At 33.9% G+C, this 17,359-nt stretch carries 12 protein-coding genes; 8 read left to right on the top strand and 4 right to left on the bottom strand.

Translation table 11 applies throughout. From position 1 onward, the window contains the following. Positions 1-5: 5 nt before the first annotated feature. The 6 genes from EV145_RS20080 (at position 6) to EV145_RS20055 (ending at position 12,050) form a co-directional block, all read left to right on the top strand. The gene (locus tag EV145_RS20080) at positions 6-1,520 is read left to right on the top strand and encodes a SusD/RagB family nutrient-binding outer membrane lipoprotein (RefSeq protein WP_133526976.1); all 1,515 of its coding nucleotides are present in this window, start codon (positions 6-8) and stop codon (positions 1,518-1,520) included. Between the two features lie 93 nt (positions 1,521-1,613). Then, complete coding sequence (locus EV145_RS20075) at positions 1,614-2,636, top strand: glycosyl hydrolase family 18 protein (RefSeq protein ID WP_133526975.1); 1,023 nt, start codon at positions 1,614-1,616, stop codon at positions 2,634-2,636. A 357-nt stretch (positions 2,637-2,993) separates the two neighbouring features. After that, a complete protein-coding gene (locus tag EV145_RS20070) occupies positions 2,994-6,029 on the top strand; it encodes a SusC/RagA family TonB-linked outer membrane protein (protein ID WP_133526974.1) in 3,036 nt (1,011 codons plus the stop codon). A gap of 153 nt (positions 6,030-6,182) precedes the next feature. Then, positions 6,183-7,766: a SusD/RagB family nutrient-binding outer membrane lipoprotein gene (locus EV145_RS20065; protein WP_133526973.1), complete on the top strand. Its 1,584-nt coding sequence runs from the start codon at positions 6,183-6,185 to the stop codon at positions 7,764-7,766. A 118-nt stretch (positions 7,767-7,884) separates the two neighbouring features. Continuing rightward, positions 7,885-9,825: a glucosamine-6-phosphate deaminase gene (nagB, locus tag EV145_RS20060; RefSeq protein ID WP_133526972.1), complete on the top strand. Its 1,941-nt coding sequence runs from the start codon at positions 7,885-7,887 to the stop codon at positions 9,823-9,825. Between the two features lie 158 nt (positions 9,826-9,983). Beyond that, on the top strand, positions 9,984-12,050 hold the full coding sequence (locus EV145_RS20055) for a beta-N-acetylhexosaminidase (RefSeq protein ID WP_133526971.1): 2,067 nt from the start codon (positions 9,984-9,986) through the stop codon (positions 12,048-12,050). A gap of 292 nt (positions 12,051-12,342) precedes the next feature. On the opposite strand, the gene EV145_RS20050 is transcribed toward EV145_RS20055, so the two are convergent. Then, the gene (locus EV145_RS20050; protein WP_133526970.1) at positions 12,343-13,269 is read right to left on the bottom strand and encodes a WG repeat-containing protein; all 927 of its coding nucleotides are present in this window, start codon (positions 13,267-13,269) and stop codon (positions 12,343-12,345) included. Between the two features lie 117 nt (positions 13,270-13,386). Between EV145_RS20050 and EV145_RS20045 the strand changes: the two genes are divergently transcribed. Both EV145_RS20045 and EV145_RS20040 read left to right on the top strand, forming a co-directional pair. Continuing rightward, entirely contained in the window at positions 13,387-14,160 is a 774-nt protein-coding gene (locus EV145_RS20045; protein ID WP_133526969.1) for a TlpA family protein disulfide reductase, read from the top strand. Between the two features lie 313 nt (positions 14,161-14,473). Next, positions 14,474-16,093: an ABC-F family ATP-binding cassette domain-containing protein gene (locus EV145_RS20040; RefSeq protein WP_133526968.1), complete on the top strand. Its 1,620-nt coding sequence runs from the start codon at positions 14,474-14,476 to the stop codon at positions 16,091-16,093. Between the two features lie 130 nt (positions 16,094-16,223). On the opposite strand, the gene EV145_RS22495 is transcribed toward EV145_RS20040, so the two are convergent. The 3 genes from EV145_RS22495 to EV145_RS20030 all read right to left on the bottom strand — a co-directional run bounded on the left by EV145_RS22495 (position 16,224) and on the right by EV145_RS20030 (position 17,349). Next, a complete protein-coding gene (locus EV145_RS22495) occupies positions 16,224-16,397 on the bottom strand; it encodes a hypothetical protein (RefSeq protein ID WP_166638495.1) in 174 nt (57 codons plus the stop codon). 79 nt (positions 16,398-16,476) lie between these two features. After that, the gene (locus tag EV145_RS20035) at positions 16,477-16,875 is read right to left on the bottom strand and encodes a hypothetical protein (RefSeq protein ID WP_133526967.1); all 399 of its coding nucleotides are present in this window, start codon (positions 16,873-16,875) and stop codon (positions 16,477-16,479) included. Then, on the bottom strand, positions 16,876-17,349 hold the full coding sequence (locus EV145_RS20030) for a hypothetical protein (protein ID WP_133526966.1): 474 nt from the start codon (positions 17,347-17,349) through the stop codon (positions 16,876-16,878). Positions 17,350-17,359: the final 10 nt, after the last annotated feature.

Genomic DNA, 17,359 nt, shown 5'->3' with positions numbered 1-17,359 from the left:
AAATTATGAAATTTAAACAAATAATAGCCCTGCTGGCAATATTTACGCTGGTTGGCTGTACCGAAAATTTTGACGAACTGGAAAAAGATCCAGTTGCGTTATCTGCAAATCCTGCAGGACAGCTTACATTTTCTCAATTATGTATGTCTGGTGATGGATATTATCAGTGGAGAGCTAACTTAATTTATTCTGGCGGATTTGTACAGCATTATGCAGGTGCATGGAACGTAACAGAATTTGGAAGCAAATTCAAAAAAAATGATGACTACGCAACAGCAATATGGAGAAATGGCTATGCTAATGAATTAAAATGCGTTGTTGATATTATCGAAAAAACAAGTGGAGATGCTGCAGCTGTTAATATGAACGCCGTAGCCAAAATCATGAGAGTAATGGTGGTACAGCGTATTACCGATCTTTATGGCGATTGTCCTTATTCTGAAGCAGGTTTAGGTTATTCTAAAGGAATTGTAACACCTAAATATGATAAGCAACAAGATATTTATAATGCCTTTTTTAAAGAATTAGAAGAAGCGTTTGTGCAATTGAATGCTGGCGGAGGTGCTGTAAAAGGAGATTTGTTTTATAACGGAGATATTTCGAAATGGAAGAAATTGGCTAATACATTACGTTTGCGTCTTGCAATGAGAATATCTGAAGTAAGTCCTGCAGAAGCTGAAAAACAGGCAAAAGCTGCACTTCAAAATGGTGTTTTTGAAAGCAATGCTGATAACTGTGTGATGAAGCATTTAGATTTCCCTTTTAATGATACGCCGGGTGCACTTGATTTTAGAGGAAATGGATTATCATATGCTTTTATTGGAAACGAAAATGGAGATCATTTCAGTTCTTTAATGATTGATTTTTTAAGAAACAACGGCGATCCAAGATTAAAAATGCTAGCTACTCCTAAAACGGGAGGTGCAAGTGGAGGAGCTCCTGCTCCGGGTGAGGAATTATATGTTGGTAACACTCCGGGAGTATTTCAGTGGGATATGCCAGGTGGATCTACTGCAATTTCAGGTATTCAGCCTTATTTGAAACTAAAAACTACTCCTTTTTTGCATGTTAGTTATTCAGAGTCTCAATTATTGCTTGCTGAGGCAGCTTTTAGAGGATGGGTTACTGGTTCAGCTGCGACTTATTATAAAAAAGGCGTTGAAGCAGGTATCAGACAACTTGAGGTTTACGGTGCTGCTCCAGCAACTCAGTCTGCTATTGATACGTACTTAACAGCTAAACCTTTAGTAGCTGGAAAAGAAAAAGAACAAATCGCGACACAGCTGTGGGTTACTTATTTATTAAATAGTATTGAAGCATATTCAAACTGGAGAAGAACTGGATTTCCAAAATTATTGGCAATTACAAATCCGGATTCTGAAACTGGCGGTGTTGTACCAACACGTTTATACTATCCAAATGATGAAGCACAGAAGAATGGTGTGAATTTCGAAGAAGCTTTGTCAAGAATGGGCGGTAAGAATGAATGGACAAATAAAGTTTGGTGGGATGTAAACTAAAAATAAAATCCTAGAAAAATATAGAGTTATGCCTAATAAGGTGTTATTTTAATCTAATTAAAATTAAAAACAAATCTGTTTAAATTCAAAATTATGATCAATAATAAAGCCTTATTAGGCATTCTTTTCTTTATTGCTTCACTTGCGTCAGTTTACAGCTGCACATCTCAAAAAGAATTGGATGATAGGACACAGCCAAAAACCGCTCGAGTTGTAGGTTATTTATCTTCGGATAATTTTAATAAGATGACTTCTATACAGTTTTGTAAATTAACTCATCTGAATGTAGCATTTGCAAATCCGGATAAAAATGGAAATATCATTTTTACTGGAGATATTGATGCACTTGTTAAATATGCAAAATCTGCCAATCCTAATATTATAATAAGTATTTCTCTAGCAGGAGGTGTAATTTCAGCAGAACAAGCTTCAAATTGGTCTTGGCTAATTGATAAACCTGAGAATAGGCCGGCTTTAATTCAGAATATAATAAATTTTGTAGAACTTCATCATTTAGATGGAGTAGATGTTGATCTCGAATGGGATGCTGTAACAACTGGCTACAGCGGATTTGTTATAGAATTAAAAAAGAGTCTCTCTGAACATAAGAAACTTATGACTGCGGCCTTGCCTAATACTACTCGTTTTGAAAATATTAGTACCGCCGCTTTAAATGCATTTGATTTTTTAAATATTATGGCTTATGATAGTACTGGACCTTGGACACCAAATAATCCGGGACAGCATAGCTCTGTTGATTTTGCAAAAAACGGAATTGATTTTTGGCATAAACAGCAAAATGTTCCAAGTGAAAAACTGACTCTTGGAGTACCTTTTTATGGTTATAATTTTACTGATCCAAATGTTACAAGTTCAACTTACAGCCAAATTGTTGAAGCAGGAAAACAATTTGCAGAACTTGATGAATTAGGAAAGATATATTATAACGGGAGGCCAACTATTTCGAAAAAGGTTGAATATGCAGCTCAAAACACCGGAGGAATTATGATTTGGGAACTTGCTCAAGATTCCTTTGATGAATATTCGTTGTTAGATGTTATTCATAAAAAGTTTGGTGCGTTAAAAATTAAAACTACAGGTCTTTGCGGCAATTAAATAATGTTCATGATTTTGCTTTTTAAATTTTGAACTAAAATAAAAATCGCTACAAAGCTTAATATTTTGTTAAAAAACATGCTTTGAAAAAGTTTTAAAAATGATTTTTGCGTTTAATGTATTGTTTTTTAAATAGTTGAAATATTTCGTATTATTTACTGAATCTGCAAATTTTTTGCACATAATGCGAAAAATTATTAATAATGTGTTGGTATTTTTACTTGAAAACGTTTTCGAAAAACGCATTATTGAATGTTTTATGTCGTTTGTTTAAAATTTATTGTTGTTTGTATAATTTATTTTTTTTAACAATACCTTAAGAATAATTTTACGCCATAACTAACAAAATAAATAAACATGAAAAAAATTTTCTTAATCTTTATGATTGTTTTTACGGCGCAAGTTTCGCTTGCTCAGGTAAAAAATGTTAAAGGTGCGATTACAGATTCTAATGGAATGCCGTTGCCAGGGGCGTCTATTTTAGTACAAGGAAGTCAAAAGGGAGCTACTACCGATTTCGACGGATTGTACACAATCGAAGCACAAAAAGGACAGACATTAGTTTTTAGCTATGTTGGCCTTGAATCACAAAGTATTGTTGTAGGAGATGCGACTACTATCAATATAAAAATGGTTACTGCATCTACAAACGCTTTAAATGAAGTTGTAGTAACTTCATTAGGACTTAAAAGATCAAAAAAGACTCTTACTTATGCTGCGCAGGAAGTAAAAGGTGATGAGGTAACAAGAGTTAAAGATGCCAACTTAATGAACAGCTTATCTGGAAAAGTTGCTGGTTTAATTGTTGGAAAAAGTTCTTCGGGAGCAGGTGGATCAGTTAAAGTAACTATCCGTGGTAACTCTTCTGCTACGAACAACCAGCCTTTATATGTTATTGATGGAGTTCCATTGTTGAATAATTCTTCTGCTCAAGGAAATAGTGTTTTTGGTGATACAGCTGGTGGAAATAGAGATGGAGGAGATGCAATTTCTTTAATGAATCCTGATGATGTTGAGTCTATGACGGTTCTTAAAGGTGCTTCGGCAGCTGCTTTATATGGATCTCAAGGAGCTAATGGTGTTATTTTGGTAACTACTAAAAAAGGTAAAGAAGGAAAAGTAACAGCAAACTATAATGCAAGTGTTTTTGTTGACAATGTAGTTTCTCTTCCTGAATTTCAAACTACTTATGGTGCAGCACCTGATGCTACAAAAACATGGGGAGCTAAAAAAAGTTCTCCTGATCATGTAAAAGATTTTTATAATACAGGTATGACATATATCAACTCTGTTGCTTTGAATGGAGGAACTGATAAAGCGTCTACAAGTTTTACTTTTGCTAATACAAGTGTTAGCGGTGTTTTGCCAACAAACGAATTAAAGAAAAATAATATTGCACTTCGTCAAAGTGTAAAAATGTTTGATGATAAATTAACAATTGATGCTTCGTTATCTTTTGCTGATCAAAAAATCGTTAATAAACCAACAAACGGATTATATTTTAATCCAATAACTGGAGCGTATTTATTTCCAAGAGGAAATGATTTCAACTACTATAAAGAAAATTTTGAAGTATTTGATCCAGTTAGAAACTTAATGACTCAAAACTGGGCTTCAGGAGTAAGTGATATTATTCAAAACCCTTATTGGCTTCAAAACAGAGATCAGTCAATTGATAGAAATCAATCATTGATTACTTCTGTTGCTTTAAATTACAAAGCAAATAGCTGGTTAAGTTTCAAATCAAGAATAGGGTATAATAAACTATACAATACATTTGATAAAAAAATGTATGCAGGTACAAACTTAACTCTAGCTGCTGCAACTGGTAGATATATTTACACTGACAGTGAAAGTTCTCAATCTTATGCTGACTTGATTGCAACAATTAATACAAAATTTAGCGATGATTTTAGTTTTGTAGCAAATATTGGTGGAAGTGATACTAAATCAACTGTTAATAGAGCATTCACAAATGATTCAGGTTTAGATGGTTTGATTTATACAAACTGGTTTAATACAGGGAACTTTAAAACTCCTTTAAAAAATTCACAAACTATTGGAGCTAAAAAAGATGTACAATCTCTTTTTGCAAGTGCTACTTTTGGATATAAAGACATGCTTTATGTTGATGTAACAGGAAGAAATGATTGGTCTTCAACTTTGGTTAACACAGATAATTTAAGTTTCTTTTACCCTTCTGTAGGTGTTACTGGAATTTTAAGCCAAATGGTTACTTTGCCAGAGGCAATCAGTTTTGCAAAAGTTAGAGCATCTTATGCGCAAGTAGGTAATGATATTACTGCTTTCTTAACGTCTCCTTTAAATACGCTTGTTAATCAGCAAGTAACTGATCCATTAGTTGGGCCTCAGCCAGGAACATCTTTGAAACCAGAAAAACAAAATTCATTCGAAATTGGTACTGAGTGGAGATTCGTTAATAACAGAATTGGATTTGATTTCACATACTATCAAAACGAAACAAAAAACCAGTTAATTACAGCTCCGGCTCCAATTCCTAATACTTCAGGATATTTGAACTATGCTTTCAATGCAGGAAGTATTGAAAATAAAGGTTTTGAGATTACTTTATCTGCAAAAGCTATTGTAACAGATAATTTCTCTTGGGATACAGCTCTTAACTATGCATCAAACAAAAACACAGTTAAATCTTTAGGTGTTAATTCAAATGGTGAAACAAATTCAGTTATTTTAACAAACGGAGATCCAAACAGTTATAGATATATTTTAGAAGTTGGGAAGCCATTTGGTGAAATCCAAGGAAAAAACATCGTAAGAAATGATCAAGGACAAATCTTACTTGATAAAGACGGACGTATTCAAAAAACGGACTGGGTTGATTTAGGAAGTTCTAATCCTGATTTTATGTTAGGATTCTCAAATACGTTCAAATACAAAAAATTATTCTTAAATGTACTTATCGACGGTAGATTTGGTGGTCATGTAATGAGTATGACTGAAGCAATGTTAGATAACTATGGTGTTTCTAAAAAATCTGGAGAAGCAAGAGATGCTGGCGGAGTTAAAATCAATGCTGTTGATATAAATGGCGCTGCAGTTACTACAATGCCAGCTGAAGATTATTATTCTCAAGTTGGTGACAGAAGTGGTGCAACTGGAGAGTATATGTACAAAGCAACAAATATTAAGTTAGGTGAGCTTTCTTTAGGATATACTTTTGATTTGAAAAAACGTACAGTATTCAATGCTATAAATCTATCTCTTGTTGGTAAAAACTTATTTTTCTTCTACAAAGATGCTCCGTTTGATTCAAACGTAACATTGAGTTCAGGTGAAGGTTTGCAAGGTGTTGATATTTTTGGTGCTCCTTCAACAAGAAGTATTGGTGTTAATTTAAATTTAACTTTCTAATAATAAATAATATAAAGGACAAAACCTTTTGGTTGTTGTAAGATGTTTTTGTTTGTTAATAAATGTAGGATGCTGAAAATTAACAACAATTGACCTTAAATGAGGTGGCTTATAAGTCAAAAAAATGATTTTAATTAACAAAAAAATTCACAGATGAAAAATAAATTATTAATGTTCAGTACAATTTTAGCCCTTTCTTTAGGCGGTTGTACAAACAACTTTGAGGATATAAATACTAACGAGACTGGCTTTAGCAATGAACAGTTAGAACAAGACTTTAACCAAGTAAAAGCGCCTATTAAGGCAATGGAAAGAGGAATGTATGTTTTGGTTGCTGATGATTGGGTAGGAGATATTCAGTTTAACTTAAATGCTGATATTTTTTCAGGATACATGGGTACACCTCATAATTTTGAAGGAAATGCAAACAACTCAACTTATGCATTGTTAGATGGCTGGAATTATGCTGAGTGGGACCAGAAATATAATAAAGAAATGGTAAATGCCTACAAGCTTCAGTTATTAACAAAAGATAAATTTCCTCAGTTTTATGCTTGGTCTTTGATTTTAAAAGTTTATGCTATGCATAAAACTACTGATTACTACGGGCCAATTGTTTATTCTGGTTTTGGTAATGCCGACGGAACTACACCTTATGATTCTCAAAAAGCAGTTTACGATCAGTTTTTCTCTGAATTAAAATTTGCTGTTGATGCTTTAACGGTGCAGGCTAAACTTACACCAACATTCTTTGCGAATCCTAAAGATGAAACTGATGGAACAACAGCTGGTGGAGATATTGTGAAGTGGATTAAGTTTGCGAATTCTTTACGTCTGCGTTTGGCTATGCGTATTTCTAATGTTGATCCAGTAAAAGCGAAAGCTGAAGCTGAAGCTGCAGTAGCCGGTTATGGCGTTATTACTTCAAATGATGATAATGTTCTTTATAAAGCTGATCACCCAGTTGCAACGTATAGTGGAAAAGATAATTGGGCAGATATCAATGCGGGTGCAGCTATTTGTTCTGTAATGAATGGCTACAATGATCCAAGAAGAGACAAGTTTTTTGGTAAAAGTTCTGCAGGTACTTTCCAAGGTATCCGAATGGGATCTTTAGTTGATGATAATTATAGATTTGCAAAAGCAGACCAGTTTTCTATAATTGGTGATGTGGTTAGAAATAGCACAATTCCTTGGTTCTGTGCTTCTGAAGCTCATTTCTTATTGGCAGAAGCGGCGCTAAAAGGATGGGATGTTGGCGGATCTGCACAGTCTTTTTATGAGTCAGGAATTGCAACTTCTTTTGCGCAATTTGGAGTAGGAAGTGCTACTGCTTATACGAATGATGATGTTGCAATGGCAGCTAATTTTACAGATCCATTAAATGCAGCAAACAATATAGCTGGAGCAAATTTAGTAACGGTTAAATGGTCTAACGCTGCATCTAATGAAGTGAAATTGCAAAAAATTATTACTCAAAAATGGATTGCAATTTTTCCTGACGGACAAGAAGCTTGGGCTGAAACAAGAAGAACAGGTTATCCAAAATTATTCTTGCCAACAAATAATCTTTCAGGAGGAAAAATTCCAGCGGGAACTTTTGTAAGAAGATTAAATTTTGCAGTAAAACAAAAAACTGCAAATCCAGCAGGTTATGCACAAGGTGTTCAGCTTTTAGGAGGTGTTGACACTGGAGCAACAAGACTTTGGTGGGATACTGGAGTTAACAAGTTCTAGAAAAACATAAAGATTAAAAGGATTTAAGTTTGGTTAGTATTTGCAAATGGTATAAGTGATGAGAGTTACTTATACCATTTCAATAACCAAAATTGTACATACCAAAAAAAGAAAAAAAATGAAAAGTGCTTTAGAAATAATACCTGATATCAGCTATAAAAGCGCCGGTAAATTTGAAGAAACAAGATTTGAAAAAATTCATAACGAAATCTTCAAAAGTTCTGCCGAAGCATCAGTAATTGTAGCGCAGGAAATCGCGCAGCTAATCAGATCTAAGCAAGAAAAAAACAAATCTTGTGTGTTGGGTTTGGCAACAGGTTCTTCTCCTATAAAAGTATATGAGGAACTAGTGAGAATGCACAGAGAAGAAGGATTAAGTTTTAGTAATGTGATTACTTTCAACTTGGACGAATATTATCCAATGTCAAAAGAAAATAATCAGAGTTATCATTACTTCATGCATCAGCATCTTTTTAACCACATTGATATTAAGCCTGAAAATGTTAATATTCCTGACGGTACAGTTGCAATAGATGAATTAAATCAATATTGCATCGATTACGAAATGAATATCAAACAAGCCGGCGGACTTGATTTTCAGTTGTTAGGAATCGGGCGTACGGGACACGTTGGTTTCAACGAACCGGGATCGCACATCAATTCTGGAACTCGAATCATCACGTTGGATCATATCACCAGAGTCGATGCTTCATCTGATTTCAATGGAATTGACAACGTTCCCAAACGTGCGATCACAATGGGAGTTTCGACCATTATGAGATCAAAGCGAATCGTATTGATGGCGTGGGGACAAAACAAAGCCCATATCATCAAAAGAACGATTCAAGGCGATATCAGTTCTGAAGTTCCTGCTACATTTCTGCAGAATCATCCAAATGCAACTTTTGTATTGGACCAGTCTGCAGCATCAGAGTTGACGCGTTTCAAAACGCCTTGGCTGGTTGGGGAATGCATCTGGACTCAGGAATTAAAAAGCAAAGCGATTGTTTGGCTGTGCCAAAAAACGAAACAGTCGATATTGAAATTGACAGACCGTGACTACAACAACAACGGAATGTCAGATCTTTTGGCGCAGGAAGGTTCTGCCTACGATTTGAACATCAATATGTTCAACGTTCTGCAGCATACCATTACGGGATGGCCTGGAGGAAAACCAAATACAGATGATTCGCATCGTCCGGAAAGAGCCAATCCGGCTAAAAAACGAGTGATCCTTTTCAGTCCGCATCCAGATGATGACGTGATTTCGATGGGAGGAACTTTTTCAAAATTGATCAAACAAGGTCATGATGTGCATGTTGTATATCAAACCTCTGGAAATATTGCCGTTACAGACGATGAAGCACTGAAATTTGCGGAAGTCTGCAACGATTTTGTTGGAGATAATCTTCCAAAAGACATCAACTTCAAATCGGTAATCGAGTTTTTGAACAGCAAATCTGAAAATCAGATAGATTCTTTGGAAGTCCGAAAATTAAAAGGATTGATCAGAAGAAGAGAATCGTATGCAGCAACAAGATACATCGGACTGAAAGATGAGAATACGCACTTTTTGGATCTTCCGTTTTATGAAACAGGACAGGTCAAAAAGAATCCGTTGGGACCTGAAGATATTGCGATTGTAAAAGATATTATTGCCAAAATAAAACCGCATCAGGTATTTGCCGCCGGAGATCTGGCAGATCCGCATGGAACGCATGAAGTATGTCTGAACGCGATTTTTGCAGCAATGAAGGAATTGAAGCCAGAAAAATACATGGATGACTGCTGGTTGTGGCTTTACCGAGGCGCTTGGCACGAATGGGACATTCACGAAATTGATATGGCCGTTCCGCTTTCTCCATCAGAAGTATTGCTGAAACGCCATGCAATCTTGTATCACCAGTCTCAAAAAGACCGCGTTATGTTCCAAGGAAATGATTCACGAGAATTTTGGGTTAGGGCAGAAGACCGAAATAAAAACACAGCCATTCTGTATGATGAATTAGGTTTGGCAGAATATGAAGCAATCGAAGCTTTTAAACGTTTTGATTACTAAAATAAAATTTAAGATTCGTCTTTAGAGCGAGTCGAATTACAAAATTCAGATTGGTTTCATAGCGATTAGTGAGGTTCAATAGAGATCATTCTGAGTTTTGTTTCTTTTATCTATTTATTAATGTTTCCTTCGGGCAACATCATTTCAAAAAAATTAAAATGAAGTATTTATTAGTCCTACTATTTGCAGGTTTAACATCTACTGCTCAAATTCAAAAAGAGCAGCTAAATCTTATGCCTTGGCCTCAGAGTGTTGTTGTAAACGACGGAAATTTTGCTTTAACCAAAAGTTTTAAAGTAAATATTACCGGAAATCCAAACCCAAGAGTTTTTGGCGGAGTAACTCGTTTTTTACGTCGTTTAGATGGCAGGACTGGTTTATTTTTTCAGCAAGGTTTTGTTACGAAATTAAATGAAGTTCCAACTGCTGAACTTCAGATAAACTGTAGTAAAAGTGGAAAAATTGGTTTATATGAAGATGAAAGTTATCACTTAGATGTCAAACAAAATAAAATCACAATTAACGCAACAAGCGATTTAGGCGCACTTCATGGCCTTGAAACCTTATTGCAATTATTGCAAAATAATAACAACTCATTTTATTTTCCGAACTCTCAAATTTCAGATTTTCCAAGATTTACTTGGAGAGGCTTGATGATTGATGCTTCAAGACATTTTCAGCCTGTTGATGTTATCAAAAGAAATATTGACGGACTAGCTGCAATGAAAATGAACGTTTTTCATTGGCATTTGGTTGATGATCAAGGCTGGAGAATTGAAATGAAAAAGCATCCAAAACTAATTGAAGTTGCTTCGGATGGATTATATTACACACAAGAGGAAATTAAAAATATCGTAAAATATGCTGATGAGCGCGGTATTTTAATAGTTCCAGAAATAGATGTTCCAGGTCACGGATCTTCGATTTTAACAGCGTATCCAGAAATTGGAAGCAAAGTAATTACGTTGACAGGAGGAACTTCTGAAAAAAATATTCAGGGAACAGCAATTGCGACCTATGGAATTGAAAGAAATGCTGGTATTTTTTCACCAACATTAGATCCTTCAAATCCTAAAACATATCAAATTTTAAGTGAACTTTTTGATGAGGTTTGCCCGTTATTTCCTGGAGCTTATTTTCACATTGGGGGAGATGAAAATGAAGGGAAAGACTGGGATGCAAATCCGAAAATTCAAGAGTTTAAAAAGAAACATAATTTAAAAACAAATCACGAATTACAAACTTATTTCACCATGCAATTGGCTCCAATGCTTAAAAAGCATGGAAAACAATTAATGGGATGGGAAGAAATTCTAACCAAAGATCTTTCAAAAGAAGCGATCGTTCATTCTTGGAGAGGTGCAAATGAAGGAATGACTGCAGGGCAATCTTTAGTTGATGCGGTAAAAAAAGGGTACAAAACGGTATTGTCAAATGGTTATTATATTGATTTAATGTATCCGGTTGAAAGCCATTATTTGAATGACCCGATGCCAAAAGGTGCTGTATTGACAGCAGAAGAAAAAGCCAGGATTTTAGGAGGTGAAGCAACGATGTGGACAGAGCTTGCATCTGAAACTACTATCGATTCAAGAGTTTGGCCAAGAACAGCTGCGATTGCAGAAAGACTTTGGTCGGCAGAAGATATTACAGATGTGTCAAATATGCGCAAACGTTTAGATGTTGTTTCTTTTAGGCTTGAAGAATTAGGATTGACTCATATTCGTAATAAAGCGGTAATCTTAAGAAATATTGCAAACAATCAAGATATCAGTTTGTTAAATGAATTTTCAAATGTTTGTGAACCATTAAAAGGATACACACGCAACAAAGGTGGAACGGAATACCAAATGTATTCTCCACTAACACTTTTTGCAGATGCATGTACACCTGACGCAAAAGATGCTTTAACGTTTAATGAAGCAGTAACGCAATATGTAGCAAATAAAACGCCTGAAAATAAAGCTAAAGTGACAGCATTTTTAACGAAATGGATTGCCCTTAATAAAGGATTGAATGAATTAAGTGCAAATGCACCATTAGTGCAACCATTTCTTCCTTTAGCAAAAAAATTAAGCGATGCATCAGAACAAGTTTTATTGGTTTTAGATAATAAATCGACTTTAAAATCAGAAGATTTGAAAAAATTAATCGAAGACTGTAGTACAAAAGAGTATGCAGATGTTGAGCTGGCAGTTTATGCAGGCTTAAAGAAATTAATATAAAAATTTGGTTTGAATTAGTATTGTTTAGTAATGTTTGTTGCCATTGATTATTTAGTAATTTAATTTATCTCTGCTGGAGATTTCAGCAGAGATAATTATGACAAATTAGCGAACTGATTCAAAAAAAAAAGAATAGAAATAGAATATTGGGACGGTTAAAATTGAGTTTGGTTATTTATTTTTTAATCTAAAATTTTATTTCAAATAATGATCAAATTTGAGTGATTTGTTATTTGGTTTTCACTTAAATGCGAGCATTATAAACCTGGCAAATCTCTATTGCCAGGTTTTTTTATTTTTTAGACTTTTTAAGATTTTTCTTGATCCATTTGTCAATAGGGATTTTGCGTTCTACGTATTCTGAATATTTTTTGTGATCTACTAATTCCAAATAAGTTGTGTAGAATTGTTTGCCGTCTTCAGAGACTTTAAAATTCTTGAAATCATCATAATTTTCAAATCCTCTAATATAACCATTGCACAATTCAAATGTCTTTATTTTGTAAAAAGGATCAAACGTTGTTGGTTTTTCAATGATTTCAAAATAAATGATTTTAGCATCACAATCATAACCATTGATTTGGGCGATTTGTTCTTTTCGTTTTTCAAAAAAATCAAGGATTTCTTTTTCCTTTTCATTGTATTCAAATTGATACGGAATAAATTGATGCTTTTCTGTTTCAAAATCTTTAGGATGATTTCGCTTGTTTGTTGGTTGTATTTCGATTCCGTTTTTACCAACAAAACCCCACATTCCTCCAATCAAAGAAGGATGCTCCGGATCTTTAGAAAAATCAAAATGACAGCCAATGCAAAATTGTGCAAAGCCAAAGTTTATTTGTGACATCCAATCATATTTAGCCGGAATAATTATTTGACCTTTTTCATTAAATAAACCCACTTTTTTGTTTTCGCTATACCGAATAAAACCTTCCTGAAAATAATCTGGTCCTTCGCCAGTTGGGTAAGGCGTAAATATGAAATTGCCATTTCGATCGTAATACTTCATGAAGTCAACAAAAAAAATCATACTTTTTATTTCTTGCCCATCAACTGATGCATCTGTATTCATAGAAGGTTGTGCTGGAATAATGATTTTTCCATTTTGATTTTTTACTCCCAACAAACTATCTTTTTCTACAAAATAAAAAAGCCTTTCGCTTTGCGAAAAACTGATAAAGGAAGACGACAGGAAGATGAAGGCTAATAATTTTCTCATTTTAAATGATTTTAAAATTGAAAACGAAATTTAGGATAAGGATATTGCAATCAAAAATAGCTAATAAAGTCATTAGATTTTTAAGTAATTTTGAGGCCAAATTATTACCCACATTTCATGAAGAAATCGTTCCCTCTTTTATTCTTATTTTTAGTTTTTGCTTCAGGTTTCAGTCAAAACAAATTTGGAAATCCAGAAATCGATCCTGTCCAAATTCAGAAAAATTTTACCGATTGGTCAAATTATCAAAGTAAAAAGATAATGCTTTCAAGAGATTTTACAGCATTTGATTTTGATTCGAAAGAAATTTCAAAAGAGGTATTTTTAGATCAGCTGGCAAAAGGAAATTTCATTCCAATCCGATTAAAATCAGAAGGAAGTGAATATGCTTATAAACTTTTCAAGATTCTGCCAAAAACAGATACAAGCATAAAAGCAACCATTAATCAAATTAGTTTTGATGCTCATAAAAATTACAAAATGGAAGGAACAGCTTTTCCTGTTTTTTCGTTTAAAGATTTAGACGGAAATTTGGTTACAAACGAATCCATGAAAGGAAAAATTATTGTGATAAAATGCTGGTACATTCACTGCACGCCTTGCATTAGAGAATTTCCGCAAGTCAATAAACTAGTGGAAGAATACAAAAACCGAAAAGATATTCTTTTTATAAGTTTTGCCGAAGATTCACCAGAACAATTAAAAACTTTCTTAGCGAGAAAACCGCTTTCGTATTCAGTAATTCCTGACATGAAAGATTATATGAATGAAAGTTTACAATTGAATTCTTTTCCAACGCATTTTATTCTGAACAAAGAAGGTTTGATTGCTAAGGTCCTGCCGAATTTTGAGAGTTTAGAAGTAGCTTTAGCAAAGGAAAGTAAGCTGTAGTTGAAATAATTTCGCAAAGTAATCTCATTTTTGTCATTTCGAATGAGAAATCTTCGCGAGTAGCTCTACAAAGATTGGCGATAATAGGATTGGAGTTTCTCGTGGAGATTTACTTCGTCTATTCGCTAGTGCTCGAGTCTCCTCCGTCGAAATGACAAGATTGCGTGACAATCAGCTGTATAAAATAAAACTTGGCGCCTTTGCGACTCTGCGAGAAATCATCGTTCGCATAAAAAAAACTTAGTCCCTTTGTCTCTTTGCAACTCTGAACCTTTTTCCGTACTTTTGCACCAAATTAATTAAAAAGACATTCATGTTAACAGTCAATAATTTATCAGTTCAATTTGGCAAACGAATTTTGTTTGACGAAGTAAATACCACATTCACTCACGGAAATATTTACGGCGTTATTGGAGCCAATGGTGCTGGAAAATCTACATTTCTTAAAATTATCTCAGGCGATATGGACCCAACTTCAGGGCATATTCATTTAGAGCCAGGAAAACGTATGTCGGTTTTAAATCAAAATCACAACATGTTCGATGAGCATACTGTTTTGGAAACCGTTTTAATGGGAAATAAAGTTCTGTACGCTGTTAAAAAAGAAATGGATGAACTTTATTTAGACTACAACGATAAAAATGCAGATAGAATAGGGGAGCTTCAAGTTCAATTTGAAGAAATGAACGGATGGAACGCTGATTCTGATGCAGCATCAATGTTGTCTAACTTAGGAATTAACGAAGAGCATCATTATACATTAATGGGCGATATGGAAGGAAAAATGAAAGTTCGTGTGCTTTTGGCGCAGGCGCTTTTTGGAAACCCAGACGTATTGATTATGGATGAGCCTACCAACGACTTGGATTTTGAGACCATCGCTTGGTTAGAAAACTTCTTGGCAAACTACGAAAACACTGTAATCGTTGTATCTCACGACCGTCACTTTTTAGATGCGGTTTGTACACATATATCTGATATTGATTTCGGAAAAATAAATCACTATTCAGGTAACTACACATTCTGGTACGAGTCTAGCCAATTAGCGGCAAAACAGCGTGCACAGCAAAACAAAAAAGCAGAAGAGAAGAAACAAGAATTAGAAGAATTTATTCGTCGTTTTAGTGCGAACGTTGCAAAATCTAAACAAGCAACTTCTCGTAAAAAAATGATTTCTAAATTGAATATTTCAGAAATCAAACCATCTAGCCGTCGTTACCCTGCGATTATTTTTGATCAGGATCGTGAAGCTGGAGATCAGATTTTGAATGTAGAAAACTTAGCGGCTTCTGTAGATGGAGAAGTTTTATTTAAAGATATTAATCTGAATATGGCAAAAGGCGACAAAATCGTTCTTTTCTCTAAAGATTCGCGTGCAACAACTGCCTTCTATGAAATCTTAAACAACGAACAAAAAGCAGATTCTGGTTCTTTTGAGTGGGGAATTACAACCAATCAGGCTTATTTACCAGCTGAAAACCACGATTACTTTGAAAACGATTTGAGTTTAGTTGATTGGCTTCGTCAATACGCTAAAACTGAAGAAGAGCGTGACGAAGTATTTATTAGAGGTTTCCTTGGGAAAATGATTTTCTCTGGAGAAGAAGCTTTAAAAACAAGTAGAGTTTTGTCTGGAGGAGAAAAAGTACGTTGTATGTTGTCTAGAATGATGATGGAACGCGCTAATATCTTAATGTTAGACGAACCAACAAACCACTTAGACTTGGAGTCTATTACAGCTTTCAACAACTCGTTGAAAAACTTTAAAGGATCTGTAATTTTCACTACGCATGACCATGAGTTTGCACAAACTGTTGGTAATAGAATAGTAGAATTAACACCAAACGGAGTAATCGATCGTTACATGACATTTGATGAATATCTTGATGATGAAAAAATTCAAGAGCAAAGAAAAAAGATGTACAATCTTTAAATAATATAAAACAAGAAGCTATGTTTTTTGCAAAAAGGTGAAATGCCTTTTTTAAGCTCAAAAAACAATGTGTCTATGTGTTTTAAAAACAAAATCCCCGTTATGAAAATAACGGGGATTTTTTTATGTCTTATTTACTGCCGAACATTTTTGCAAAAATCCAGATAATAATCGCAACAACAAAAATTACGATAAATATCCCGAATCCCATTCCAGCTTTAAAAATGTCTCCAATAACTTCGCAGCTTGTAAATGAAAATAGTATAACGAATACCATTAACATTCTTGTAATTTTATTTTGCATGACTCTGAGTTTTTAAATTTCTATATTAAAATTACTTCAGGAATCAGGAAAATGTGTTATAGAATTTTTTGGAAATGTTTTAGGATTTGGATTTAATTGCTTTTATCTCAAGTAATACAAGTCCACTTATAACAGCGATTTCTCCTATAAAGTAAACTAAACCAAATATAGAAATGCTTTTATAATTGTATATCAAAATGCCAAATGTCAAAATACAATAGAGTATGTTAGCTGTGCAGATTATTTTTAAATATAATTTCCAATTATTTTTTGCTAGAAAAAAACAGGCAAATGAATAAAATGAAAAAAATAATGCCAATAAAGAAAGATACTTGAAAGTGGTTTTTGATAAACCAAAAAGGGAATTGAAAGTTCTAAGAACGAAAAAAAGTATAGCGAATGTGAGCAACGCCCCAACGGCATCTATCAGAAATATGGTTTTTGGTTTTGCTATAAATTTTTGGATGCTTTCTTTCATTTAATTGGTTATTTTTCTACGCCCATATTCATTTTTTATATCTATTAATTTTAATTCCATGCAATCATCCAAAGTCAGAAAATGAATCGACTTTGTTGTTTTTCCCTGTTTGTATTCGTTTAATAAATCTTTCCATATCGAGGGATAAAATGTACCTAAAGAAAAGAATATTAAACAAGGAAAAGTAAAGTTGCCATTTCCAATTAGATAAGCTTGCATTCTGATTTCATCTTTCATTGACATTTCATATTCTAACACGATATGTTTTAGATCATGATTTTCAAATTTCGGAATTAATCTATATTGTTTACTGTCGAGCATTTCTGCAACTTCACGTCCAACAGTTCCAAGTTGTAAAGTTCTTAAATAGTTTAGTTTTGGAGTTAAATAATTTTTGCCATGAATGAATTCTAAAAGCCAAATAATACCTCCTGTTACTTTTAGAGTTTTTAATTGTTGAATTATGCTGATCATTTAAAGTTAT

The sequence above is a fragment of the Flavobacterium sp. 245 genome, assembly GCF_004362055.1.
Lineage (GTDB): Bacteria > Bacteroidota > Bacteroidia > Flavobacteriales > Flavobacteriaceae > Flavobacterium.
Note: the sequence above shows the minus strand (reverse complement) of the source record. Positions and strands in the feature narration are given on the sequence as shown.